Origin of the sequence: Microcoleus sp. Pol1C5 (genome assembly GCF_036701115.1) — a bacterium.
Lineage (GTDB): Bacteria > Cyanobacteriota > Cyanobacteriia > Cyanobacteriales > Microcoleaceae > Microcoleus.
In genome coordinates this window covers 46,992-72,183 of the sequence record NZ_JAUBQE010000046.1, presented here as the reverse complement: position 1 = coordinate 72,183, position 25,192 = coordinate 46,992, and the positions used below count along the sequence as shown (strand labels likewise).

The 25,192-nt window shown below is 46.0% G+C and carries 15 protein-coding genes; 6 read left to right on the top strand and 9 right to left on the bottom strand.

Annotated features, from left to right (window positions below; translation table 11 throughout):
- Window positions 1–262 (top strand): hypothetical protein (locus tag QUA23_RS23025; RefSeq protein WP_333079663.1); only part of this gene is annotated, 262 nt, incomplete at its 5' end.
- Window positions 263–329: 67 nt separating this feature from the next.
- On the opposite strand, the gene QUA23_RS23020 is transcribed toward QUA23_RS23025, so the two are convergent.
- From QUA23_RS23020 to QUA23_RS23005, 4 genes are all read right to left on the bottom strand, one after another.
- Window positions 330–1,919, bottom strand: a complete 1,590-nt coding sequence (locus QUA23_RS23020) for a glycoside hydrolase family 57 protein (RefSeq protein ID WP_333036521.1) — start codon at window positions 1,917–1,919, stop codon at window positions 330–332.
- Window positions 1,920–2,279: 360 nt separating this feature from the next.
- Window positions 2,280–3,857, bottom strand: a complete 1,578-nt coding sequence (locus tag QUA23_RS23015) for a reverse transcriptase domain-containing protein (protein ID WP_333079669.1) — start codon at window positions 3,855–3,857, stop codon at window positions 2,280–2,282.
- A 739-nt stretch (window positions 3,858–4,596) separates the two neighbouring features.
- Entirely contained in the window at window positions 4,597–7,806 is a 3,210-nt protein-coding gene (locus tag QUA23_RS23010) for an EAL domain-containing protein (protein ID WP_333078431.1), read from the bottom strand.
- Window positions 7,807–8,174: 368 nt separating this feature from the next.
- On the bottom strand, window positions 8,175–11,450 hold the full coding sequence (locus QUA23_RS23005; protein ID WP_333078429.1) for a PAS domain S-box protein: 3,276 nt from the start codon (window positions 11,448–11,450) through the stop codon (window positions 8,175–8,177).
- A gap of 543 nt (window positions 11,451–11,993) precedes the next feature.
- On the opposite strand from QUA23_RS23005, the gene gatB reads away from it, so the two are divergent.
- The 5 genes from gatB to QUA23_RS22980 all read left to right on the top strand — a co-directional run bounded on the left by gatB (window position 11,994) and on the right by QUA23_RS22980 (window position 17,703).
- Window positions 11,994–13,496, top strand: coding sequence for an Asp-tRNA(Asn)/Glu-tRNA(Gln) amidotransferase subunit GatB (gene gatB / locus QUA23_RS23000; RefSeq protein ID WP_333078427.1), 1,503 nt, complete (start codon window positions 11,994–11,996; stop codon window positions 13,494–13,496).
- Window positions 13,497–13,859: 363 nt separating this feature from the next.
- Window positions 13,860–15,026, top strand: a complete 1,167-nt coding sequence (locus QUA23_RS22995; protein ID WP_333078426.1) for a pentapeptide repeat-containing protein — start codon at window positions 13,860–13,862, stop codon at window positions 15,024–15,026.
- Window positions 15,027–15,069: 43 nt separating this feature from the next.
- A complete protein-coding gene (locus QUA23_RS22990) occupies window positions 15,070–15,645 on the top strand; it encodes a Uma2 family endonuclease (protein WP_333078424.1) in 576 nt (191 codons plus the stop codon).
- 80 nt (window positions 15,646–15,725) lie between these two features.
- Window positions 15,726–16,364, top strand: coding sequence for a Uma2 family endonuclease (locus QUA23_RS22985; RefSeq protein WP_333078423.1), 639 nt, complete (start codon window positions 15,726–15,728; stop codon window positions 16,362–16,364).
- Window positions 16,365–16,470: 106 nt separating this feature from the next.
- Window positions 16,471–17,703: a pentapeptide repeat-containing protein gene (locus tag QUA23_RS22980; protein ID WP_333078422.1), complete on the top strand. Its 1,233-nt coding sequence runs from the start codon at window positions 16,471–16,473 to the stop codon at window positions 17,701–17,703.
- A 561-nt stretch (window positions 17,704–18,264) separates the two neighbouring features.
- Here QUA23_RS22980 and QUA23_RS22975 read toward each other — a convergent pair.
- From QUA23_RS22975 to QUA23_RS22955, 5 genes are all read right to left on the bottom strand, one after another.
- A complete protein-coding gene (locus tag QUA23_RS22975; RefSeq protein ID WP_333078433.1) occupies window positions 18,265–18,645 on the bottom strand; it encodes a response regulator in 381 nt (126 codons plus the stop codon).
- Between the two features lie 101 nt (window positions 18,646–18,746).
- The gene (locus tag QUA23_RS22970) at window positions 18,747–19,202 is read right to left on the bottom strand and encodes a hypothetical protein (protein WP_333078420.1); all 456 of its coding nucleotides are present in this window, start codon (window positions 19,200–19,202) and stop codon (window positions 18,747–18,749) included.
- Window positions 19,203–19,318: 116 nt separating this feature from the next.
- Window positions 19,319–19,699, bottom strand: coding sequence for a response regulator (locus QUA23_RS22965; protein WP_333078418.1), 381 nt, complete (start codon window positions 19,697–19,699; stop codon window positions 19,319–19,321).
- Window positions 19,700–19,756: 57 nt separating this feature from the next.
- Window positions 19,757–23,191 carry a PAS domain S-box protein gene (locus QUA23_RS22960; RefSeq protein WP_333078417.1) on the bottom strand — a complete coding sequence of 1,145 codons (3,435 nt, stop codon included), beginning with the start codon at window positions 23,189–23,191 and terminating at the stop codon, window positions 19,757–19,759.
- 74 nt (window positions 23,192–23,265) lie between these two features.
- Window positions 23,266–25,170 carry a response regulator gene (locus tag QUA23_RS22955; protein WP_333078416.1) on the bottom strand — a complete coding sequence of 635 codons (1,905 nt, stop codon included), beginning with the start codon at window positions 25,168–25,170 and terminating at the stop codon, window positions 23,266–23,268.
- Window positions 25,171–25,192: the final 22 nt, after the last annotated feature.

Here is a 25,192-nt window from a genome sequence, read left to right as displayed (position 1 = left end):
TCGTGTCCTCTTTGCCCTTGTAAGACTTCTATCAGCCTTGTACAGTCAGCTTTTCGCTTATTTTCAGCAAGCCCTAATTAGCTGGCTATTTGCGGATCTCGGCGATCGACCTTTCCATACTAAAAAGGGGATCGCCTGCGCGTTGAGAAAAAGACATAAAGTGCGATCGACCTTTCCCGACCAAAAATGCGATCGCACTCACACTCTCAACCAAAGATCGCCCCTCTCATTCCGCTCATGGCGATCGCCCCATTACCTATAATTTTAATGAACATCCTGTCCCTCCCTTAAACAGGGCTGGGAGGACAGGATGAAAGGGGAAACGAGACTTAAAGCGATCGATAAACGCGATAGTTAATTTCAGGGAAAATATTATCAATCTCCTCAACCTTCTCCAACCAACCCGAATCAACTTTCCCTTCTTTCACTTCATCGTAAAGCTTGTGAAAGCGCATTAAGTGCGATCGAGTCCGCCGCACTGCATAGGGCACCATCGTTCCTGTACGCATGATAAATGCCCAGTCAGAAGATTGAGCTAGCAGCACTTCCCGCGCCGCCTGGTTCAAAGCCCGCCACTGCAATTCATCCGCAGGTTCCATGCTTCCCAACTCAATCATCCGTTCCGCAGCTTTGTGCAAGTGCGGGTAAATCCAAGCATTGGTATCGTTGAGCCAATATTCGTGGAAACCCCGGAAACCCCAGCTAGACTGAGACGGGCGGCACACTTGCTGAGTCGGATTTCCCCGCAAATAATCGGCTAAGTGCGTCATCTCGTAGGTATTTTGGTCGTACCAACTCTTGCGGAACAGGTAATCTAAGAACCAAGGCCCTTCGTACCACCAGTGACCGAAAAGTTCGGCGTCGTAAGGCGAAACAATAATCGGCGGACGCTGCATAATGCCGTTGAGGTGCTCGACTTGGCGTTCCCGGTTGAAAGCAAAGTTGCTGGCGTGTTCGGCTGCTTTTTCCCTGGCCCAGTAAGGATCGTACAACTGTTTATCGCCTAAACCCAATCCGCGACCGGTGATTTTGTGATATTTAATCCCGGTATTTTTCCGCTGGCCGTTGGGCATGATGTAGGGCTTAATGTAATCGTAGTCAGCTTCCCAACCCAAATCTTTGTAGAATTCGCGGTATTCGGCCGCGCCTGGATAGCCGACTTCGGAAGACCAAACCTGCTGCGAGGATTCGTGATCCCGGCCGAAGGCTGCGACTCCGCATTCGGTGAAAATTGGGGCGTAGCTGCCGTAGCGGGGACGCGGGCGGGCGTAGAGGATGCCGTGACCGTCTGTGAGAAAGTAGCGGAGGCCGGCGTCGGCTAACATCCGCTCTAACCCTTCGTAGTAGGCGCATTCGGGCAGCCAAATTCCTTTTGGTCGGCGGCCGAAGTTTGCTTCGTAGTTGTCGCAAGCTACTTGAATTTGCGCCCAAACTGCTTCGGGGTACATTTTCATCAGCGGTAGGTAGCCGTGGGTTGCACCGCAGGTGATGATTTCGAGGTTGTTGGTATCTTGGTGTTCTTTGAAGGCTTTGACTAAATCTCGATCGTACTTTTCCCAAAAGTTGCGGACTTGAGAGAAGTGAGCGGCGTAATGTTCGGCTAAATAGCGGAGGTGGCCGTTTCCGCTGTTGTGTTCGATTTCGAGATCGGCTAATTCTTCGAGTTTAGCCAAGTGGTCGTCGAAGCGGTCTTGCAGCAAGGGGTCGCGCAGCATTGCCACCAAGGGTGGCGTCATGCTCATGGTAATTTTAAAGTCGATGCCGTCGCGCTTGAGTCCTTCAAAGACTTGCAGCAGGGGAATGTAGGTTTCTGCGATCGCCTCAAACAGCCATTCTTCTTCTAAAACGTAGTCGCTTTCGGGGTGGCGGACAAAAGGCAAGTGGGCGTGGAGAACGAGTGCGAGGTAGCCAATAGTCATAAAAAAATTCGGTAAGTGGGAAACGAGCGTGTCTTTAGACCTGAGAGGGAAACGGCTAGGCGGTTTTAACCGCCGTGAATCTTTCCATTACACGGGGATTGCTAGATGGGAGTGTACTTTTGTAATGTACTTTCAGTGGGACAATTACCACATCCAAAGTCGCAACCGGCGATCGCATAATGTTCGCTCCTTTATGAGCCTCTATGAGAGGGGTAATGTTAGCTTGCGCCTTCGTTAACAGCCGGTACTATATCTAGGAAACTGATTTAACCCAATAAGTCTGTTTAATCCTAAATTTCGCTTGGCAAGGAACTAGCGAGAGCATTCCCTGGTAGGTCTTGTTTGAGTCGATGGGAGGTATTATCCTCCGCACCTCTCAGTTAGATCCGGACGTGCGACTTTCACCGCATCCGGCTCCCGATGTTCTTGGCTTGCGCCTTTGCTCATGTGGAGATAATCGTGGCAGCTTTCGTGAACCGCTAGAAGGTTATTTATTTTCCAATTACTATGGCAACCATCTACATGATGCAAATGTACCTTTTCATCGCCTAGCATTTTTAAGCCACATTTCCCACATTTATGGTTTTGCCGTTTTAAGGCTTTAGAGGTTTCGCCGTTATAGAGCTTGCTGTTACGCTCACTCCAGTAGGCTATATCTCCGTCGTAGGGTGATTTCTCCCCTTTGACATTGGCAAATTTGTTTTCGGAGTAAGGAACCGTCGGGAATGCTTTATCAAGCAGTTTCTTGCTGGTGTAGCGAGATTGTTTTGATTCCTTATTGAATACCTTGAAGGCTCTATTTTGGATAAACCACAGTGATAACCGTGACCCTTCCAACTTACAGTAGCGATGGTAATTCCTCCAGCCTCTAACTACGGGGGCTAATTTCTCAGCTTTGACCGTGGCACCATAATTCGAGTTGTTGACGATGTGTTTTACCTTTTGACGGAATGCTTTAAAATTGTCCGCTGATGGAACGCATCTAAATTTCCCGTTGCTCTGCACTTTGAAATGCCAACCGAGGAAGTCAAATCCATCTGTCGTAGCTGTTAGCTTAGTTTTCTTTTCACTAACCTTCATGCCTCGTTCTGCCAGAAATTCGCTGACTTTATCAAGTATTGCCTCTGCGTCATCTTTAGGCTTCAGAATTATTACCATGTCGTCCGCGTAACGGACTGATTGATGTATTTCCTCAATCCCATTGAGAGCGATATTGGCTAGTAATGGACTTATCACGCCCCCTTGCGGAGTTCCTTGTTCGGGGAATTCTGGATTGACTCCTGATTTTAGACAGCGGAATATTCCGGTCTTGATGCCTCTTGGGGCAATGAGTCGTTCCATTATGCTGGCGTGGCTTATCCTGTCGAAGCATTTTTCGATATCGAGTTCAATAACCCGTTTCTCTATTCCATTGCAGTAAGAGCGTAGATTCAGGAACAGAATTTTTTGCGCGTCGTGCGCCGATCTTCCTGTTCTAAATCCATAACTCTGAGCGTGAAAAGTTGCTTCGTGTGCTGGCTCTAGCGCGTATTTTGCGAGGCATTGCCACGCTCTATCGGCGATAGTAGGTATCTTGAGGAGGCGGGTACTCCCATCCTTTTTTGGGATTGGTATTGAACGTAATTTCTGGTGTTCCCAGTTGTTACTTTTGGCTCTGAGTTCTTCACTCAGTGTAAACCTTTCCTCAAATGTGAGTGAGGCTTTTCCATCGATTCCCGCAGTCTTTTTGCCAGCGTTTAATTGAGTCACTTGACGTATTGCCAACATTCTTGCAGCCCGAGATTTCAGAATTAGCTTTTGAAGGGACTTCGCTTTCCGCTTGTCTCCAACCTGAATCGCTTTAAACACTCGTTTTTGTAGGCGGAATAAGTCCCTACGGAATTTCTTCCAAGGTAACGTCTTCCAAGATTCACTAACATTGCTGTTGTGTCTAATCATGCTCTGCTCTAACTTATGTTTTCTGAACACCTCAGACCAATTACGGTCTGTCCTATCCGAACGGAGGGGGTTCCGCTTCTCGTCTAGCCTACTTGGGGTTCGACTTCCCCTTGACCCTCAGCTCGTTTTTCTTCGTTCCCTCGGTTAGATTGTTAGTTCCTTTAGGTGTAGCCAATTTAACTACTGGATTCCCTAGACTCTAGCCGATATTGTATTAAGATTCGGCGGGAATGAACTCCAGTGAAGTCGGGAGTTTTGGTCTGCGTCCCGCTCCGGTATGAGTTACTTTTCTAGGCTCGATTTCACCATCGGAACTCCCCATTAACGCCAGTGTCACCCCACATTGGATGTCTGATTGCGTCCTGTTCCCAGCTTCACTCTCCAAGAATCGAGCTTGGTCGGTGTGGGCAGATAGGGAGTCATACCTGAGTCTGGTAGAAGGGACTTGCACCCTTATCAGACCGAAAGTTCAGCCTTGTGGCTGGAAACGCTATGTACGGACTGATTACCGTGATTCACGTTTCAACGAATCGCACTAACTCTTACCGTTAACGTAGTACGCAGGTACGCATCTGGTCAACTCAGGTTTAAGTCTGAGGCCCGAAGCAAGCGTGTCTTGAGACCTGGGTCGTTGACAGTGATTTGGATGCCGTAATTATTAACTGACGCCAGTTAGGCACAGCTTTAAAATATTTTAAGATTTTATGCTGAAACGGGACTCAGAAAATGCCGTGTTTTTTTAATGACCTTTCTCTAACAAACTAAATGTCAGCAAATTCTGATTTTCTGCTTGCTGTCGGATGAGGGCTGCTGCTGTTTGAGAGTCTACTGCCTTTGAGAAAAAGAATCCCTGGGCGTACTCACATTTTAACCCTTTGAGTATAGATAGTTGCGAGGCTTCTTCGACTCCTTCGGCTACTACATCCATGCCTAAATTGTGGGACAAAGTAACGATCGACCGCACAATTTCTATGGGGTCAATCCCTCCTTTACTGAAATCGAACTCACCTCCCATCCTGCTAACAAAAGAGCGGTCTATTTTTAAGGTATTGGTGGGGAAGCGGTGCAGGTAGGAAAGCGATGAATAGCCGGTGCCGAAGTCGTCAATGCACAAGTGTATGTTTCGGGTTCTGAGCTGCACCAGCATTGCTGTTACTGATTCGGAATTTTCTATGAGTACGCTTTCGGTAATTTCTAGTTTTAAACTGCTGCCGTCGAGGTGAGTTTCTTCGAGAACTTGGTCGATGTATTCGATTAAATCTGGCTGAGAAAACTGTTTGACAGAAATGTTGACGCTAACGCTCAAGGGGGGGTTGCTGGGAAATACCTGCTGCCACTGGCGGATTTGGTGGCAAGCTGTGCGGAGTACCCAGCGGCCGAGGGGTACGATCAAGCCGGTTTCTTCGGCGATGGTGATGAATTCGCCAGGGGAAACTAAGCCGCGTTCTGGATGCTGCCAGCGAACTAGGGCCTCAAAACTGGTAATTGTGTTATTGGCGATCGACACGATCGGCTGGTAGTGAATAATAAACTGTGGCGCTGCGGATAAAGGAGGTAAGACTGATTCGGGGGATTGGGGAGATTCTTCTTCTCTGGCCGGCTCTCTAATTGATTCGATCGCCCGTCGCAGGTCGTTTTCTAGCTGCAACAGTCGCAAAGCGTGGGCGTGCATGGAACTGTTGAAAACTTCGTGTCGAGCTCTGCCGAGTTCTTTGGCGCGATACATTGCTGTGTCGGCGTCGCGCAGCAGGGTTGTCGGTTCCACGTATTCGCCAGAACTCAAAGCTATGCCGATGCTGGCGGTGATAAATACTTCGTGTCCGTCTAGAAGGATAGGGGATGTGATTTTCTTTTGCAGGCGGTTGACAATGGTGGTAGCTTCATTGATGCCCTCGATGTCTTCTAGCAACAGCACAAACTCGTCACCTCCGAGGCGGGCCACTGTATCTCCGACCCTCAGACAAGCTTCCAGACGCCGCGCGATCGATACTAGCAGTTGATCGCCGATGGCGTGGCCGAGGGAATCGTTGACTACTTTAAATCTATCTAAATCGAGAAACAGTACGGCAAACAAGTAGTCTTTGCGCCGTTTTGCCAGCCTCAGAGCGTGTTCCAGCCGATCGGTAAATAGCGATCGGTTCGGCAATCCGGTGAGGGCGTCGTGGAAAGCATCGTGCAGCAGTTGTTCTTCGGCGAGTTTGCGCTGAGTAATGTCGTGACAGTTAATCACGATTCCCTCGACTGCCGGATCGTACAGCAAGTTGGTGGCTACAGCTTCTACATAACACCAGGAACCGTTGCGGTGGCGGACTCGGTACTCAACTGGACACTGGCTTCTTTTGGGGTTTTTTATAGCTTTGTGGAGGGTTTCGGTGATCGTGGCGCAGTCGTCGGGGTGAACTATGTCTAAGGCGCTGCGCCCGATCGCCTGGTGGGGCGCGTATCCTAAAATTCGCTTGACGGAAGGGCTGATGTAGCGGAAGATTCCTTCGGCGTCGAGAATGATCGTGATGTCTGTGGCGTTTTCAATCAGCGAGCGAAATCGCTGTTCGCTTTGGCGCAGGGCTGATTCTGCTTGTTTGCGATCGCTGATGTCGAGGGCTACTCCGTCTATAATTACGTCGCCGTTTTCGTTTTTGGAAAATTTAGCGCTGTCTTGCACCCACTTGATCTCCCCCGATCTCAGAACGATGCGGTACTGGCGATCGCACGGCAAAAGACTCGCTCTCGATGCTGCTACCCTGCTGTCACACGAACTTTTGTCCTCTGGATGGATGATTTCGGTCAAGAGTTCCGGGTGCGAAATCACTTCTTCGGCCCCGAACCCAGTAACTTCGCGCACGCCCGGACTGATGTAGGGCATGGACATTGTGCCATCGGGATGCAGCACGGTGCGGTAGACTGAGCCGGGAATGTTGGCTGCCATTGTGGCTAGCTGCTGCTGGATGCCGCAGACTGCTGCTTCGGCGCGCTTGCGTTCTGCAAGCTCGGTTTGGGCTTGTTGGTAGAGTTCGGCTTGGTGGATCGCGATCGCGCACTGATCGGCTATGGCTTTGAGTAGCGACAGTTCTTCTGCGCTCCAAGAGCGCGCCCGATCCCACTGATAAAGGCTAATTCCTCCCAAAAATGACTGCTGGTAGAGCAGTGGCGCGATCGCGACGGAGCGAAACCCTACCAACCCTGCTGATTCTTGCAGGGACGGGCACAGTGTCGATAACTCGTCGATAATCAGGGTTTCCCCGGCCGCGAGTTCCGATCTGTAGTGCTCGGCTACTTTGCAATTTAGCCCAACAAACCCTTCTCGGCCGGATGCTTTGCTGATGTAGCGAACTCTGATGCCGCCTTCAGCATCTGGCTGCAAGATGGCGCAGGCGCTGATGTCTAGAGCTTTGTGCAGTTGATCTGCGGTGGTTTGCAGCACTTCGTCGAGTACAAGGGTGAAGCGCATGGCTTGGAGGATGCGGTTGACGATCGCTTCTCGCTGAGCTTGCCGCTGAATTTGAGCGATCGCTTCTTGTTGCTGGCGCCGCATTTTGTATTCTTGGAGCGATCGTTCTAAGACTGTTGGCAACCTAAACAGCCGCCCTTTTAATACGTAATCAGTCATTCCGGCTTTGATGCACTCTACTGCAGCTTCTTCTCCCAAACTTCCCGTTATTAAAATCAATGGTATGTCGTGGTTCAATTCCTGCATTAATTTCAACACTTCTAAACCGTTGAAGCCCGGGAGGCGGTAATCGGATAGTACAGCATCGTACTTGCAATTTTGGAGCAGTTTTCTGCACTCTGTTGCTGTTTCTGCAGTGTCGTAAGTAAAATTTACTCCCCCCGCTTCTAAGGCGAGCACTATTAATTCCATATCTTCGGCCATGTCTTCGATAATCAACAACTTTAATGTTGATTCCGCTACCAGTTTTAGTAGATAATTAGTCTGAGTTATATCTAACATAAGCTATGGGGGAGGTTTTAAATTGGTTATTCGTGTCGTTGCTAAATGTAATTTTTCCGACTGAGTTTGGTTAATTTTATCTCAATATTTTTTGTTTTTAGCACAATCAATTATATTCTCTACTCTCAAGACCTTTATTTACCACAGGGAGTCTAGGGCTGACTGAACCTATGGGGGAGCATCCCTATTCTGTAAAAAGGTTTTTTTAGGAGTGCAAGCATCTTGCACAGCAAAGCCTATATCTTTCGCTTCCATCCCTCACAGGTAACACTCGTGTCAATCTAAAATTCTCACGCTCTCATCGATTGTGACTTATTTAAGTGTATAAGAGTTTTAAATTTAGAATTTAAAACTCTTATACACTTAACTTACGAATCTATATTACGGTTTGAGATTGTTTGCCCTAGTTTAAAGTAAAACGTGGCTCCTTGACTAGGTAGGCTTTCGGCCCAAACCGTGCCGCCGTGGCGGTGAATGATCCGCTGGACGATCGCCAAACCTATGCCCGTACCTTCAAATTCTCTCTGGGAGTGCAGCCTCTGAAAGGCTCCAAACAGGCGATCGGCATATTCCATCGGAAAACCCACGCCGTTATCATTGACAAAAATCGTCCCATCAGGTAAGCCCTCAATAACTATTTTAGCCGGAGTGCGTCCGCGGCTGAACTTGACGGCGTTGCTAATCAAGTTGCTGAACACCTGTTGCAGCAAGGTGGGATCTCCCATTACTGTCGGCAACTCTCCAACGGCAAATTCAACGCTGTGGGGAGTTTGGTTCGGATCGGCGACAGTTGGGGGTTTAGTCAATTTAATCGCATTTTGTACCAAACGGCTCAGATCGATCGGAATTTGCCTCAACTCGGTGCGACTTACCCGCGACAGGGCGAGCAAACCGTCAATCAACAGGCTCATTTTTTGGCTGCTGTCTTCAATTATTTCCATATAGTGAACTATTTTGCGATCGCTCAAAACCTCAGTTAATTCTAGCCGCTGCTTCAACGCTTCTATAAAACCTGAAATGTGTCGCAAAGGTGCGCGCAAGTCGTGGGAAACTGAGTAAGAAAAAGATTCTAATTCTTGATTGGCAGCTTCTAATTGCTCTGTGCGTTCTGACAAAGCTTGTTTTGTCTTTACCAACTCAGTGACATCGCGAGCAGTACCAATTAAAGCATAAACCTCGCCGTTGAGATTTCTCAGCGGAATTTTAAACGTGTCGAAGTAAGCATTGCCACCCGGTATCACCACAAATTTTTCCTGGTAGTGCAGAGTTTTGCCGGATTCAAATACCTGCAAATTTTCCCGGCAAAATCGTTCTGCGATCTCGCTGGGATAGCACTCAAAAATAGTTTTGCCCTGCATCTGCTGCCTGCTGTCGAATCCGGAAAATTCGGCAAGAGGATGGTTGACAAAAGACAAGCGCATATTGTCCCGTTCTACAACATAAATGCAGTCCGGTAAAGTATCAAAAAAAGTCTCTAATTCTGCGGTACGCTGCGCGACTTGAGCTTCTAAAGTTTCGTTGAGTTCTTTGAGTTCAGCTTCTACTCGTTTGCGTTCGGTAATATCTTGACCAATGCCGATACACCTGCCGTCGGAAAGGCGAACATTTGCCCAAGAAGTGTCGATAATTCGCCCGTCTCTAACTTGGGTTTTGAAGTCGCTCCAGTTCAGATTTGCTGCTTGGATTTCATCCAAAACGTATTGACGATATTCTGGCTGCGGATAAAATTCTGCCAAGATATCGCGGTCTTTGATTTCTGCCAAACTCCAGCCTAGCACTTGTTCCCAGTGGCGGTTTACCCAGTTTATTTGACCGTTTGTGTCTAATAAAGCGAGCATGACCGGCACGTTGTCGAAGATAGTTTGCAGCAGTTCTTTTTGCTGTTTTAATGATTCTTCGGCTTGTTTGCGATCGCTGATGTCGAGTACGGAACCGATAATTTGCCTCATCTGTCCGTCTGGGGTTCTTTTGAAAATTTTAGAGCGAGCGTGCACCCAGCGCCATTCCCCATTTTTGTGTTTGACTCTGTAGTCTCTGTCATCCGTTGCATAGGGATTCCTGCTGTGTTTTAGTCGCTCAATACCTGTAATTAGCTTTAACAGATCATCGGGATGAACCAAGTTAGCGACAGCGTGTGTACCCAAATCTTGCAATTCTTGGGGAGTGTATCCCAGCATGGCTGTGACCGATTCGTTGGCATAAATATTTTTGTTTTCTACTGTATCGTAAATGTAGAGAAAGTTAGGTATTGTTGTCACAATACTCTGTAAAATTTGCTGATGTTTTTGCAGTTCAGATTCTGCCTGTTTGCGCTCGCTTAAGTCCAGCACAAAACTTACCCCTAACTGCTTCGTTCCTTCTAAAAATGTGCTGCCCAGCAGCACCGGAACGCGGCTACCATCCGAGCGTATAAATTCTTTTTCAAAGGGAACAACCGTATTTCTAGCCTTCAGTTCGGCAACTTTTTCAGTATCTAAACGCACGTATTCTGGTGGTGTCATTTCTTGCCAGTTAACTCTTCCGGCCAGCAGCTCGTCCCGCGTATAATTTACCGACTTTAAAAAAGCGGCGTTGGCATCTGTAATGCTACCGTTAAGATCCCAAAAAATTAGGCCGATCAGGTTAGAATCAACTATGGCTTTAAATTTGGATTCGCTTTGTCGCAACTGCGATTCGACTTGTTTTAGTTCTGTGATGTCGCGGGCGATGGATAAAACAGTTTTTACTGAATTGTCTTCAGCAAACTCGGGAATGACTCGACAGTGGTAATGTTTTATGCCCTCGGTACTAGGAAACTCAAATTCTATGGTTTCTTGTTTGCCGGTGCCAAAAACTTTCACAAAAGTCTCGTCCCACTGATCGCACAAGTGTGGTGGCATTCCTGATTCTCTGTTGCTCTTGCCAATCAATTCTGCGGGGGGTTTTCCGGTTGCTGATTCTACTGCGTGGTTGATGTAAAGGTGGCGGAATTCTCGATCATACCTGGCGATGATATCGGTCGCATTTTCGGCTAGGGTGCTAAAAGCTTGTTCGCGCCGATGCAGTTCTTCTTGAGTGCGGAGGTAATGGGTTATGTCTCTGCCAAAAGATAGAATTGAAACTACTGTTCCCGATTCATCAATGAGTGCAGAATTGTACCATTCGCAGTAAATTATCGAGCCATCTTTAGTATAGTTGCGGTTGCGGCAAACGTTGCGGGTGTCTCTGCTGTCTAACAGTTGATTTGTGAGGGCACACACTTCCTCGAAGTCTTCTGGATAAACTATTGACCATTGGTGCCAGTATTTGCCAATTGCTTCTGCTGCACTCCAGCCAAATAGTTGTTCTGCCATTGGCGACCACCGCACTATCCGGAATTCCCTGTCCCACTCTATAACTGCCATTGGCGAGTTTTCTAGATGAAATTCCCGCCGCGAGTTGGCTTTTTTTATTTGAGTTTGAAGTTGCTGCCGGAGTTGCTTCGCCTCGGCCAAGCGATCGCTGATTTCCTGTGTGTTTGCTGAGCCGGCGTTGGCGATGTGAGCAATGGTTTCTGCTGTTTGTTTTTCGAGTTCGTGCCAAGCGAGTTCGAGGGCTGATTCCGCCTGCTCTAGCTCAGTGATGCTGTTGTGAAACAGTGTGGCACTTTCAGGAATTTCAGGCATATTTTTGACACTTAGGCAAGTGTTACTTTTACAATTCAAAATTAAAGTTTAAAAATTAAAAATATGTAATTGTTATACCAAATTATACATTTTTAATTTTTAATTTGTGCGCGGAGCCGATCGCTGTCGGCGGGCGGTGCTATTAAAGACAGTCACTAAAAGGGTCTGGCGTGCAGATCGATCGGCAATTGTGGTCGATCGGTCTAAAACTCTCTTGGGTAAGGGAAGGGTACGGGGAGGAGCTGGCCCTAAGTATATTTTTGCACAGAGTTGTTGTTTGGAGGCGATCGAAAGGATATCGGCGTGGGTTGGGGCGTGGGTCGATCGCCAATCTGTAGCAGGGCGTTGCCTATGCAGATCCCCATTTGTCTCAACTAAACACGCTTTCTCAAAGTCTGGCAGGGGTTTAAACCTCCCGAACTAAGGGTTTGACGCGCTTGCTGACACCAATGAAACCGCCCCTACCTACAAATAATCTCCAATCACTTTGGCCAATAAAAAGCTAAAATAAAATCTAAAGTTATTCAGTCTTTTAAATTGCTTATGACTGCTGCTGTACCCTCTTCGATAAAAACCCAAACTCAGTACGAAGCCATTATTGGTCTCGAAACTCATTGTCAATTGAGTACGAATACTAAAATTTTCTCCAGTTCTTCTACAGAATTTGGCAATACTCCAAATACTAATATTGACCCAATTTGTATGGGAATGCCGGGAGTGTTGCCAGTATTAAATCAAAAAGTTCTGGAGTATGCGGTGAAAGCAGGGCTGGCTCTCAACTGCGAAATCGCACCTTACAGTAAGTTTGACCGTAAGCAATATTTCTATCCCGATTTGCCGAAAAATTATCAAATTTCTCAGTTCGATTTGCCGATCGCTACTAACGGCTGGCTAGAAATTGAACTGGTGGATGAGACTGGAAATTCTACTAGAAAAAAAATTGGGATCACTCGCTTGCACATGGAGGAAGATGCCGGAAAATTGGTTCACGGCGGTAGCGATCGGTTGAGCGGTTCTACTTATTCAATGGTGGATTACAACCGTGCGGGTGTGCCTCTAATCGAAATTGTTTCGGAACCGGATTTGCGATCGGGCGCCGAAGCTGCCGAATACGGTCAAGAATTGCGCCGGATCGTGCGCTACATCGGTGTTGGCGACGGGAATATGCAGGAAGGTTCGCTGCGGTGCGACGTGAATATTTCGGTGCGCCCGGTGGGCAGAAAAGAGTTCGGCACCAAGGTGGAAATTAAAAATATGAACTCTTTTAATGCGATCGAACGGGCGATCGATTATGAGATCGAGCGGCAAATTCAAGCTGTGGAAAATGGCGAAACCATCGTCCAAGAAACCCGGCTGTGGGATGAAAACAAGCAGTGTACTTTCAGTATGCGGGTTAAGGAAGGTGCAAGCGATTACCGGTATTTCCCGGAACCGGATTTGCCTCCGATCAAAGTTTCGGCCGAGCAATTGCAGGATTGGAAAGCTCAACTGCCGGAATTGCCAGCCCAAAAGCGCAATCGCTACGAAACAGAACTCGGTCTTTCTCCCTACGACGCGCGGGTGCTGACTGACGACAAAGCGGTGGCGGAATACTTTGAACAATCGATCGCCGCTGGTGCTGTGGCTAAACAAGCTGCGAATTGGGTGATGGGCGATATTACTGCTTATCTGAAAAATGAAAAACTGGCAATCGCAGAAATTCCTTTCCAACCGCAGGATTTAGCCGAACTGCTGGGGCTAATTGATGCCGGTACTATCAGCGGCAAAATCGCTAAGGATATTTTGCCGGAGTTGCTGGCCAACGGTGGTTCGCCTCAGAAGTTCGTTGAGAGCAAGGGTTTGATTCAAATTTCGGATACTGGGGCGATCGATCGAGCGATCGATGCCGTGTTGGCAGCCAATCCCAAGGAGCTCGAACAGTACCGAGCCGGTAAAACTAAGCTGCTGGGCTTTTTTGTCGGCAAGGTGATGAAGGAAACGGGCGGCCGGGCCGATCCCAAACTGACCAATGAGCTGCTGGTGGCGAAGCTTAACGGCCCAGGTTAAGCAGTCGTTAAGGGGGGCGTGTAGCGGATACAGTGGCGGGCGATCGGTTTTTCCTGAGTTCGCCGCGATCCCTGGATCGTAACTTTATAATTAATCTACATTTCTTTACAACATCTTCACGTTTGGGGGTGACACCCCTCATCCTCATAGTGTTATATTGTGTTATGTAGATGCACCCTGATGGCAGAGAGAGTTACTTAGGTAGCTCTCTCTTTTTTTGGTCTTTTTTTTTGCACGGACGTGAAAATACGGATGGGGGAGAGGGGGATTGGCCATACCGATTCCCGATTACCGATTACCGATTAGCAATTACCGCTTTGAGTCGATTAATATCAACTTTAGTTATTAACTAATTTTGACATTATGAGCGAACAAGCTAGCGAGCTAATCAAGCAGGGGATTTCGCAATATCAGGCGCGCCAATTTGAGGCGGCGCTGGGTTCTTGGCAGGAAGCGCTGGCGCTGTATCGCTCAATGAACGATAAGCGCCGATCGGGTGCGGCGCTGGGTAATATGGGCGTAGCTTACGAAGCGCTGGGAAATTATGCTCAGGCGATCGACTGCTACCAGCAGCATTTGGTGTTAGCGCGGGAAATTGGGGATCGCCGGGGCGAGGCAAATGCTTTGGGCAATCTGGGCAATGCTTGCTGTGCTCTGGAGGATTTTCCTGGTGCTATTGATTACCAGCAGCAGCGTTTGGCGATCGCGCGGGACACTGGCGACGGGCGCTCTGAATTGGAAACTTTGGGCAATTTGGCGCTAGCTTACGATGCTAAGGGAGATTTGCCTGGTGCGATCGAATGTTATCAGGAGCAGTTGTCGATCGCGCGCGCCAGCAATGACGAGCGCGTTGAGCGCAATGCTCTCAAGAATTTGAAGCTTGCTTACAAGTATTTAGCAGATTACGAGAAGGCTAACCAGTACCGACAGCAGCAATTGGCGATCGTCCGGCAACTGTTTTTAACTGATAAAAATAAGAGTTTTGTACAACTTGTAGAAACAGTTGGTTTGAATCCGGTTGAGGATTTTGCTGGGGCTAATTTAAGCGGTTTTGACTTGCACTACACTGATTTTAACGGTGCGGATTTGCGCGAAACCAACCTCCGAGGCGCAGATTTGACTTTGGCCGATCTCAGCGGTGCTTTGCTGAGCGCTGCTATTTTAATTGATGCTAATTTGTGCAATGCTAATTTGCGGGATGCTGAGCTCAGCAGCGCCAATTTGAGCGGTGCTGATTTGCGGACAAAGCTGCCCCGGGCGAATTTGAGCGGTGCAAATTTAACCGGCGCCAATTTGAGCAGTGCTTATTTACCGAATGCGATTTTAGTAAATGCAAATTTGACAAATACTGATTTCAAGAATGCTGATTTAAGTGGTGTTAATTTGAGTGGTGCGAATTTAAACGGTGCTGATTTGAGCCGCGCTGATTTGACAAATACAGTAGTAAAAAATGCAAAGTTTTTTTGTTGTTTGGGAATTTCGGATGCCCTGAAGGTTGAATTGACGGCACGGGGCGGGATTTTTGAGTAGAATTAATTGGAAAGGTTGGTAATTGTAGAGGGTAAGAAAAGCTATGACTGCCGTAACTGCAAAACGATTCTCGATCGCCGAATATCACCGTTTGGGAGAACTGGGATTTTTCGCCCCCCATGAGCGAGTTGAATTGATTCGCGGAGAAATTATCATTACGGCTGCTAAAGGTACGTTTCACTCTGTTTGTAATTCGCTGCTGTTTGGAGAATTGTACGCGCTGGTGGGAAAACGAGCGATCGTGCGCGGTCAAGAACCCATTATTTTGACAGATGATAGCGAACCAGAGCCTGATGTTGTTATTGCCCGCAATCGAGCCGATCGTTATTTATCTTCTCACCCGGAGCCTGCTGATATTTTGTTGCTAATTGAGGTTTCCGATTCTACGTTGAAGTACGATCGGACAACCAAGCTGTCTCTATATGCTAAGACTGGGATTTCTAATTATTGGATATTTAATTTGGTTGATAATGAACTGGAAATGCACAGCGAACCTTATCAGAAACAAAACGGAAGTTATAGTTATCAATTGCAACGAGTGGTTTTGCCAAATCAGACGGTGGTAATTCCTGATTTTTCCGAGTTATCTCTGGATTTGTCTTCGGTATTTCCAGTCTAGGCTTCCTTCGATGATATAATGCAAAAGTGCGATGGCTACGCCCCAGCTTGCGCCTACGAACTCTTCACCAAAGTAGCACTATGACAGCTAAAACTCTCGCTCCACCGGAACAAATTGTCGAGCTATCGGGTATCAGTTGGCAAACCTACGAAACTTTGCTTGCCGAAATCGGCGATCGGCAAATTCGACTGACATATAATCGCGGCAATCTTGAAATTAGGGTACCTTCTCCCGAACACGAACGTTTCAAAACAATAATGGGTCGATTTGTTGAAACCTTAGCGGAAGAATTAGAGGTGAGAATTGAACCCCTTGGTTCCACGACATTCAAACGTCCTGAACTTAGCGGTGCAGAACCGGATGAATGTTTTTACATTCAGAATATTAGTGCAGTTAAAGGCAAAAAAAGAATCGACCTGACTCAAGATCCGCCGCCGGATTTAGTAGTGGAAATTGACATTACCAGCCGTTCGGAAAATACCTTGCAGGTTTATGCGGATCTGGGAGTGCCGGAAGTTTGGATTTATAATGGAGCGCGGCTCAGAATCAACAGATTAGAAAATGGAGAATACGTTGAGGGCGAGATCAGTTTAGCATTTCCCAGCTTACCGATATTAGAGATTGTCAGATTTTTGGAACAAGCAGAAACAATGGACTATTTGGAATTAGTGAAAGCATTTCGGAATTGGGTAAAAAGCCAAATTCAGCAAAACCAATGAGTTGCCGATCGAATTAAACAAAATTTACAATTTTGTCCACAAAAAAAGCTGTATTGTGATAAAATAGAAATAATAAACTAATTTAAATATCAATTACAGGCTGGTAGTGCCAGCAATTCTACCCGATATGCGATCGCTAGAGTCTCACAACAAATACCCAGATTGCTTGTGGATGCAATTAGAAGCAATTCCACTTCCATCGGTTGCAGCCCCAACCCAGCAGCTAGACATTCACTTGAGCCTGAATTTTAACGAGCATTGGGAACCCCTGCTAGGTGGTCGCGTCAAATTTGGTCTGCAAGGCGGAATGCTCAAACTCCATCTAGAAAACTGCAAGATTCCCGTAGCATCGCGTCAGTTAGTGGGTGCTTTCAAGCTTTTGCCAATTGAAGAAACCCTGGCTATTCAAAGCAGTGCAGAAAATTTAGTAACCGAAAGTCAGCGGGGAGTTCAGGGCGGGGAGAAGGCGGAAAAAATTAAGGAGACAGAGAGCATATTTTGTCACGTTTCCACGATCAGCGATGATACAACGCCAGCTTGGATTTTTTCAGTAGAACAGGGCAAATCAGTATTAAAAGGTTTGCTAAAAAATGCTAAGCTGGGAGAAATTTCTGGCAAAGAATTTCGGGTGGCAGCCGCTTTTGAGGTTGCTAAAGAAGATATTAATCTCACAGATGCGGAGGGTTTGTGGCCGCACGAGATCACGCCAAATCAACATTCTATTTTAGAAAGAATCCTGACTGTATACCTGCAAAAACATAAACTCCAACCTGCCCTCAGTTGGGCGCTATTGTCCTACAATTTACCTCCGGTTGAACCGCGCGAACTGAAAATGGTCCCGGAAGCTGAATCGGAATTGCAGGAAATGGTCGATCGCATTATTTCCGCTGAAACCGACAACTTTGTGGAGTTGGCAAAAATCGCCAATCTCAATCCAGCACTAGATTTCGCGGGTAGCAGCTTGCGCGGAACGACTTTAAGTGCAGTGGATTTTAGCAGCGCAAATCTCGATCGGGCAAATTTCCGGGGTGCAAACTTAAGCGATGCCGATTTCAGCGACGCCAACCTGCAAAATGCCAAATTCGGCGGTGCAGATTTGAGTGGCGCTTTCTTAGGAAATGCTGATTTAAGCGGTGCAGATTTGCACAAAGCAAGTCTAGCTTTAGCTAACCTCAGCGGTGCAAATTTGAGCGGCGCAAATCTGCTGGAAGTGAACTTAACAAATACTAATTTCAGCGGTGCGAATGTCGAGTCAGCGAGGTTTGGGAACAATTCAGGAATGGAGGAGGAGATGCAGGTGAATCTACAGCAGCGAGGCGCAATTTTTGAAGAGGTTTAGCCAGTAAGTGCGAGATCCCTTTTATTCATCCGCCTCCATTGTGGCAAGGACCTCACGCCTGTGCGATGGAATTTTACCTTTAAACTATCGCCTCTGAAAAAAGGTGCTTCTTAATCCTTAACTCTGTAACTAAATTTATAGAGAGTGATGAAACGTAGCTATTAAGAGGGTAAACAGGCATTTCTTGCCAATACAAACGGCAAAACCAGTATACTTAATCTTGGCGAAGGTGACGCAGCATTTGATTCGTGCAGCAAGGACAGCTTGTCATAAAAACCTCTTTTTTACCGAAAGTGTATTTGTTTCTTGTTACCAAGGGCTGTAAGCTGGCTTGAAGCAGCAACTCTATGAATGTAGAGGTAAGAAGTAAAAGTCTTTTTGTAGTCATACAAATAACTTGCAAACGCTTCATGTTTTATTGAACAAACGCCTGTCAAATAGTAGCCCTGTTTGGGTTTTTGGCGGGGTTGTCACGCCCCAGGGTGAGTTTGGAAAGCCTACCAATAGGGATATTAAGATTGTCAAGTCTTAAGAATCCTGCGTCTGCCATACCGGAAAGTATCAATCATCCCATCCCAACATCTCTGCGACTTTTCCCGGCAGGGTAGTGACTTCAAATGGTTTGCGAATTACCCCAGCAACACCCATTTCGGCAAATTGAGCCATATCGCTTGACAAAACTCTTGCTGTCACCAGAATCACTGGAATCGATCGAGTAATGGGATTGGATTGGAGACGATCGTACACAGCAAACCCATCCATTCCCGGCATTGATAAATCCAGCAAAATAGCGTTAGGTCGTTCTGTTTGTAGGATTTGTAAACATTCTTGTCCTGATTCGGCCACCAGGGTGTTCCATCCCGCGAGGTCTTCCAGGCACAACTGTACCAGTTCGCGGAGGTGTTCTTGGTCATCAACGATGAGAATTTGCTTCCCTTTCATCTTGTTTTCGGGCAGGAGACTGCCATCATAATTAGCTAGTTGCAAAGTGTTCATTTTATTTGGGTTGATTAGAAATCAACTTTTCGGTTGCCAATTGGGTGTCAAATATACATTTTTGAGGAATAGCTCAAATTTGCAGTTGAGAGTGGAATCCGAACTTGGGATGGCGGAACACTCAATTCTTTAGCAAGCTGAATTGTTAAACGATCCGAATGTATTTCAGTTTCATAGATTTCAGGATATACGCGGTGGGGCAACGGGATGAGACTTTGAAATCCACTAGGAAAGAAATAACCTTCTACTATCGCTTCGGTAGGTTGACCTTGGATTAAAACAGTTTCTGGAGTGATTTGGAGATTCAATTTGACAAGATGAATGTCAGAAATGTGAACTTTAAGGATAAGTGTCATATCCTTTTCTTGAATTTTAATATCTGCGATCGGTGTTTCCTCTGTATGAGCAATCCAAAGTGTGGATTGCTGACAACCAATGGGCAAACCGGAAAATAAACCTGCCAGATCCTGAATTACATCATTCAAAGCCTGAAAAGCATTCATTGAGTCTCCTCCTAATGCAAAGAACTGTTAGCTGCATAACAGGAGACTAAATAGCAATGGTAAGGAATTGGTAAAGATTCCGTTATTGTTACAAAACTTCACAAAACTGGTGAAAGTTATTCATCCCATCCCAAAATCTCTGCTACTTCTTCCGTCAGGGTGATGGGTTCGATCGGTTTGGCAATTACCCCAGCTACCGCCATCTGGGCAAATTTAGCCCGATCGCTGGGCAAAACTTTCGCTGTCAGCAGAATCACTGGAATCGATCGGGTAATCGGATCGGACTGCAGGATCTCGTACACGGCAAACCCATCCATTCCCGGCATTGATACATCCAGCAAAATAGCGTTGGGTTGTTCTATTTGCAGTATTTGTAAACATTCCTCTCCCGATGCAGCCCCCACTGTTTCCCATCCGCCTAAATCTTCTAAGCAAGCCTGCACAAGTTCCCGAAGGTGTTCTTCATCGTCAACAACTAGAATTTGTCTGTCTGTCATGGCATTTTGGATTGGAGATTGTGGATTTGGGATTGATGCTACAGATTAATCTAAGCGTTATTCAACGGTGGCTAAGGGTAGGGTGAAGCAAAATGTGCTGCCTTCACCTAAGATACTTTCCGCCCAGATTTTGCCGCCATGCTGCTCAACAATACTGCGACAGATTGCTAAACCTAAACCGGTGCCTCCTTTTTCGCGGGAGTCGGAGGCATCAACTTGTTGAAATCGCCCAAAAATGAGTTCTAGTTTATCTGCTGGAATGCCTCGCCCGCGATCGCTAACTTGGAACAGTACAAAGTCTGTCTGGTTTTCGGCACTCAGATGAATTGTGGAATCGGCAGGTGAGAATTTAATCGCATTACTGAGCAAATTTGTTAAGGTTTGGACGATCGCATCTCTTATTGCCCAGACTTCTGAATCGGTGGGGCTAACGATTAATGAGATCTGCTGTTGAGTAGCCAGAGCCTGAATGCTATCTACTGCTTGCTGCATCAAATCGGCAGCTTTGCAAACGGTTTTCTCGACAATTGCCCGCCCGGAGTCTAGGCGCTCCAAATCTAAAATATCATTAACCAGGTGCACTAATCGGGTGGTATCTAGGAGGGCAATTTCAATCATGCGTCTAGATTTTTCGGGCTTTTTATCATAAACCCCACTTTTTATTAGTCCCAATGACATTTGAATTCCTGCTAAAGGAGTGCGAAGTTCATGGCTGACGATGCCAATGAACTCATCTTTAATGTGTTCGATTCTTTGTCGTTCTGTAATATCTTCCCCGATGCTGATAGTTCCAATGATGTTTCCCTCTGAATCTTGCAGCATGGTATTGTTCCAGGCAATAAATCGTTCCTCACCCGATTTGGTTAAGATAAAATTTTGATAATAAGGATGATATTTATGGGCTAAAACTTCAGAAAAAACAACTTGAAGCGATTGTTTAGTAGAACTGGGTAAGAAGTTTTCAAACCAATTTTTTCCTAAAACTTCTGGCTGAGTATATCCTGAAATTTTTAAGAAAAAAGGATTAACGTAATTGACATTTCCCCCTATATCAAGTCCGACAACAATCAACTGCACGTTATCCAAGAGCGATCGCCAGCGTCGTTCGGCTTCTCGGATGGTGGCTTCGGCTTGCTGACGTTCTTGCAGTTCGACCTGAAGTTGTCGGTAGAGTTGGGATTGCTGAATGGCGATCGACAATTGGCTGGCAATCTGTTCAAGTAATTCTATTTCCCAGGATTTCCATTGACGAGGTGCAGTATTTTGGTAGATAGCTAACAAACCCCAGAGATTTTCTCTCAAAAATATCGGGAAAACAGCATAACTGTTTGCTTGCAATTGTTCCACTAGCTCGATATGACAGGGTTGAAGTTCAGCACAGTAAATATTATTAACCACAAAACTTTCATGATTTCGGAATCGACCGCCGTGAGTTTCTTGCAAATAGGTATCAACACAAATTTTTTGAAGCTCGCTTCCTATCAGTTTTCTCCAACCCTCACCAACTGACTCCACGACAAAATCACCACTCCAATCAGGATTAAATCGGTAAATGGCAGTGCGATCGGTTTGTAATGTCTGCCTAATTTCAGTGACAGCAGTATTTAGAACGGCATTCAGATCCAAAGATTGGCGAATTCCTTGAGTAATCCTCCAGAGCAAATTTTCCTTTCTAGACTTCTGTAGTAAGGCTGCTTCCGCCTCTTGTCGAACTTCTTCGAGGTGCTTCGCTACAGTAATATCTTGATGAACTGCCACCAGAACATCGCCGTAGTCTGAATGCTTGAATACAGAGCAAGTTGCACTACACCAAAATGGAGTCCCATCTTTCTTGACATTCTGAACTTCATAGCTGAATTCACTGTTTTGTAAAACGGCAGACCGAATAGCTTGAGTTACATCTTCAGGACTGACCGATGCGGTGGCATAGTTGAGAATCGAAACGTGCTGACCGTTGAGTTCGCCAAAGTCATAGCCAAACATCTGCTCAAATTTAGGATTGGCATAGACAATAACTCCATTCTCTGCTTTTACTAAACAGATGCCTTCCGCCATGTTGCGGGTAATAACAGCCTGAAGCCCCAGCATTTGTTCTTTTTGTTTAAGTTGAGTCAGATCCCGTAGACTGACGATAACGCCTGAAATATTTTCACCTGCATCACGGAAAGGCGTATAGGTAACGCTCAAAAATTGCGGTACTAAATTGGGAGAGTCAAACCACTTTTCATACTGAATTGTTTCTCCAGCCAAACATCTATCTAAGCGAGGTTTTATGAAGTTATCAAACAACTCTGCACCCAGGATATTCCTAACAGAATTTCCGATAACTTCGCTTTCAGATTTGTTGCACCAATCCAAATAACCTTGATTGGCTATTTGATAAATATAGTTAATATTCATCAGCGCAATCCCATCTCTTGTATTGAATACGAGGCGTTCATATTGGCGGAAGGCTGCTTCAGTACGTTTGCGATCTGTGATATCAAATACGCTAGAACGACTCATCATGAAGTTACCTGCTTCATCATAAATTGCTGTAGCATTTAAGTTTATCCAAATTAGTTTTCCGTTTTTATTTACAATCTGAAACTCTAAATTCTCGATCCAGCCTTGTGTTTTAAATAAGGGAAAGTTTAGCTCGAAAATATTTTTACTTTCAAATGTCATTAAATCACTATAATTCTTTTTATGCACGATTTCATTGCGGGTATAGCCTAACCACTTCAATTCCGTATCATTAATCATAATTATGGTTCCTGCTGCATCTAGGGAATGATAGCCACAGGGAGCATTATTATAGAGGTCTTCAACTTGATTGATATATTGTTGCCAGCTATGGTTGACTTCAGTGAGTTCTGCAGTCCGTTCTATGACTCGTTGTTCGAGTTCAGTATTGAGTTGTTGTAGGGCAATTTCTGCTTGTTGCCGCTCCCTCAGTTCCGTTTGTACTCGCTCAAATAAATCAGCTTGCTGAATGGCAATTCCAGCTTGAGTTGCTAGCTGTCGCATGAGTTCAATTTCTGATGGTTGCCATTCGCGAGGTTCTGCACACTGATGGGCAATCAATAATCCCCAAAGTTCTTCTCCCTCAAGGATAGGAATAACCAGGTTAGCTCTCACTTGAAAATTTGCCAGGAATTCCCGGTGACAAGTATCAATTCCGGCAGTATAAATATCTGATTTAGAGGTGAATAAGCCTTGTTTGAAGGGTTCGATATAGCTTTCACCCAAGCAAGGATCCTGTATCTGAGTCGATAAGATTGCTGTCCATTCTGAACCAACTGACTCTACCACTACTTTTCCGCTCCAGTCTGGAGCAAATTGGAAGATAATTACGCGATCGCATTGCAGAATGTTTCTGAGATCCGTTACCGTAGTGTTGAGAAGATCTTCTAGTTTGAGGGATGCGGAGAGAGAAAGTGCTGTTTTAGCCAGGATTGGCTGTGGCTGTTGTTGCCATTTCCCATAATCTTCATTAGTATGTTCTATCATTAATCTACTTACTTAATTACATTTTTTAGATTGAGGCAGAAACCGGGTTTTTAGCCCTCCTGCGTAAGTTCTCTTTAACTATTCCCAGGTTTAAGTACAGGACGAGAGCGCTTGATTCGGCTGAGTACCCGCGTGACTAATTCAGGCCCTAGTATCGGCTTGGTAATAAAATCATCGGCTCCGGCTGCAAAGGCTTGTTGTAGAGATTCTGGATCGGTATGGGCTGTCACCACCAAAATCGGTAAATTTTCCCATTGGATATCCTGTCGGACAACCTGACACAATTCTAGGCCGCTGACGATCGGCATTTCTAGATCCAGCAATACTAAATCGGGTTCAGTGCTAATTAACACCTCCCAAAATTGCTGTGGTTCTTTGAGATTTGTCACCTCAAGTCCCCAAGGAGTCAGCAACCCTGATAATTTAACCAGCATCACAGGGTCATCATCTACGATTAAAACTTTGGCTTCTGAAGTTTTGGGACTGGGTAGAACACGGGCGATGGCTCGAAAAATTTGCTCGGTGGTTGCAGGTTTGTGGAGAAATTGCTTAGCACCTAAGCGCGATACAGCCAAACGATCCGCAAGACTATCTCGTCCGGTAAAGACAATTATAGGAAGAGTAGGCGATCGCTCGGTCAGTTCTGGCAGTAGCGTCAATCCATCTTCCTCTGTCTCTGCAAAGCTTAAATCTAGTAACATCACATCGGGCATTGACAAAGCAAGACGCGATCGGGCAGCAGTAATATTCGGCGCAATTTTCATCCGAAATCCCCAAGCTTCCGATTCTACTTTCAATCGTTCCGTTAATGCAGCATCATCATCAACTACCAAAACCCGATAGTTAAAATTTGAAATAGTAGAAACTGGTGCAGCCGTTGATGTAATCGGTGTTGTGGCTAATTCCTGATGTAATCCTGTCACCAATTCCGAAAAGCGGGTAATTTCGTCAGCATTCAAAGAGCGATCGTTTATTAGCAAATTCTCTGCAGCTCGTGCCAATTTCGAGCCTTCGGGATAACCAAAAGATCCGAGAGCTCCGGCTAATTTATGAGCTTCATGTTTTGCCGATTGCTGTAATTTTGTTTCTAAATTTCCTACTAATAGAGCAGTTTTTGCCTGATTCAATACAGCAATTTGTTGGTTGAAGCCTCCCCGAAACCGCTCTAAAACTTTGTCGCTCTCAGACTTATCTATCCCGCGAGATTGAGGTTTTTGGGTGCGCTCAATCCCAGGATTATTTGAATTAGACGACGCAGATTGGGGGTACGGTTTCAGTCGATAGCCCATGCCATAAATTGTTTCAATGATTTCTTCAGTTAAGCCGCCGGCCTTCAATTTCTTTCTGACATCCTTAATATGAGTGATAATAGCGCGATCGGTTGGTGCGTCATCAAATCCCCACAGACGATCCAAAATAGCACTGCGGCTAAAAATGCGATCGGGATTTCGCAGTAATAATTCCAGCACATTATATTCTGTCGCTGTCAGTGAAATTATTTGTTCGCAAAATGTCACTCTACCAGCATCCAAATCTAAACAAAGATCTCCCCAAGTCAATGTATTAGCTGCTGAATTCTGAGTAGAACCTGCTGGGGAAAGTGCTTTACTGCATCGCAATAAAGTTCGGATTCTTGCCAGTAATACTTCCGTAGCAAAAGGCTTGCTGATGTAATCATCGGCCCCCGCATCGAAAAGAGCCACCAGCTCCGCATCTGAATCCTTTGCAGTGATTAACAGGATCGGTTTGCAGTAGCCTTGCGATCGCAGTTGCCGACATAGACTAATTCCATCTAGTTTGGCAACCTGCACGTCTAACAAAATCAGGTCATACTCAATTGCTGCTGCCAAGTCTAGGCCCGCTTGTCCATCATTTGCCCGATCGAACCCGTAATGATTTGCTTCCAACACCTTAGCCAGTGTTGCACTCAGCCCTCCATCGTCCTCTACGAGCAGAATTTTTATCGGAGACTTCTTCATTTTGGCTGTGCGGTTCAATTTC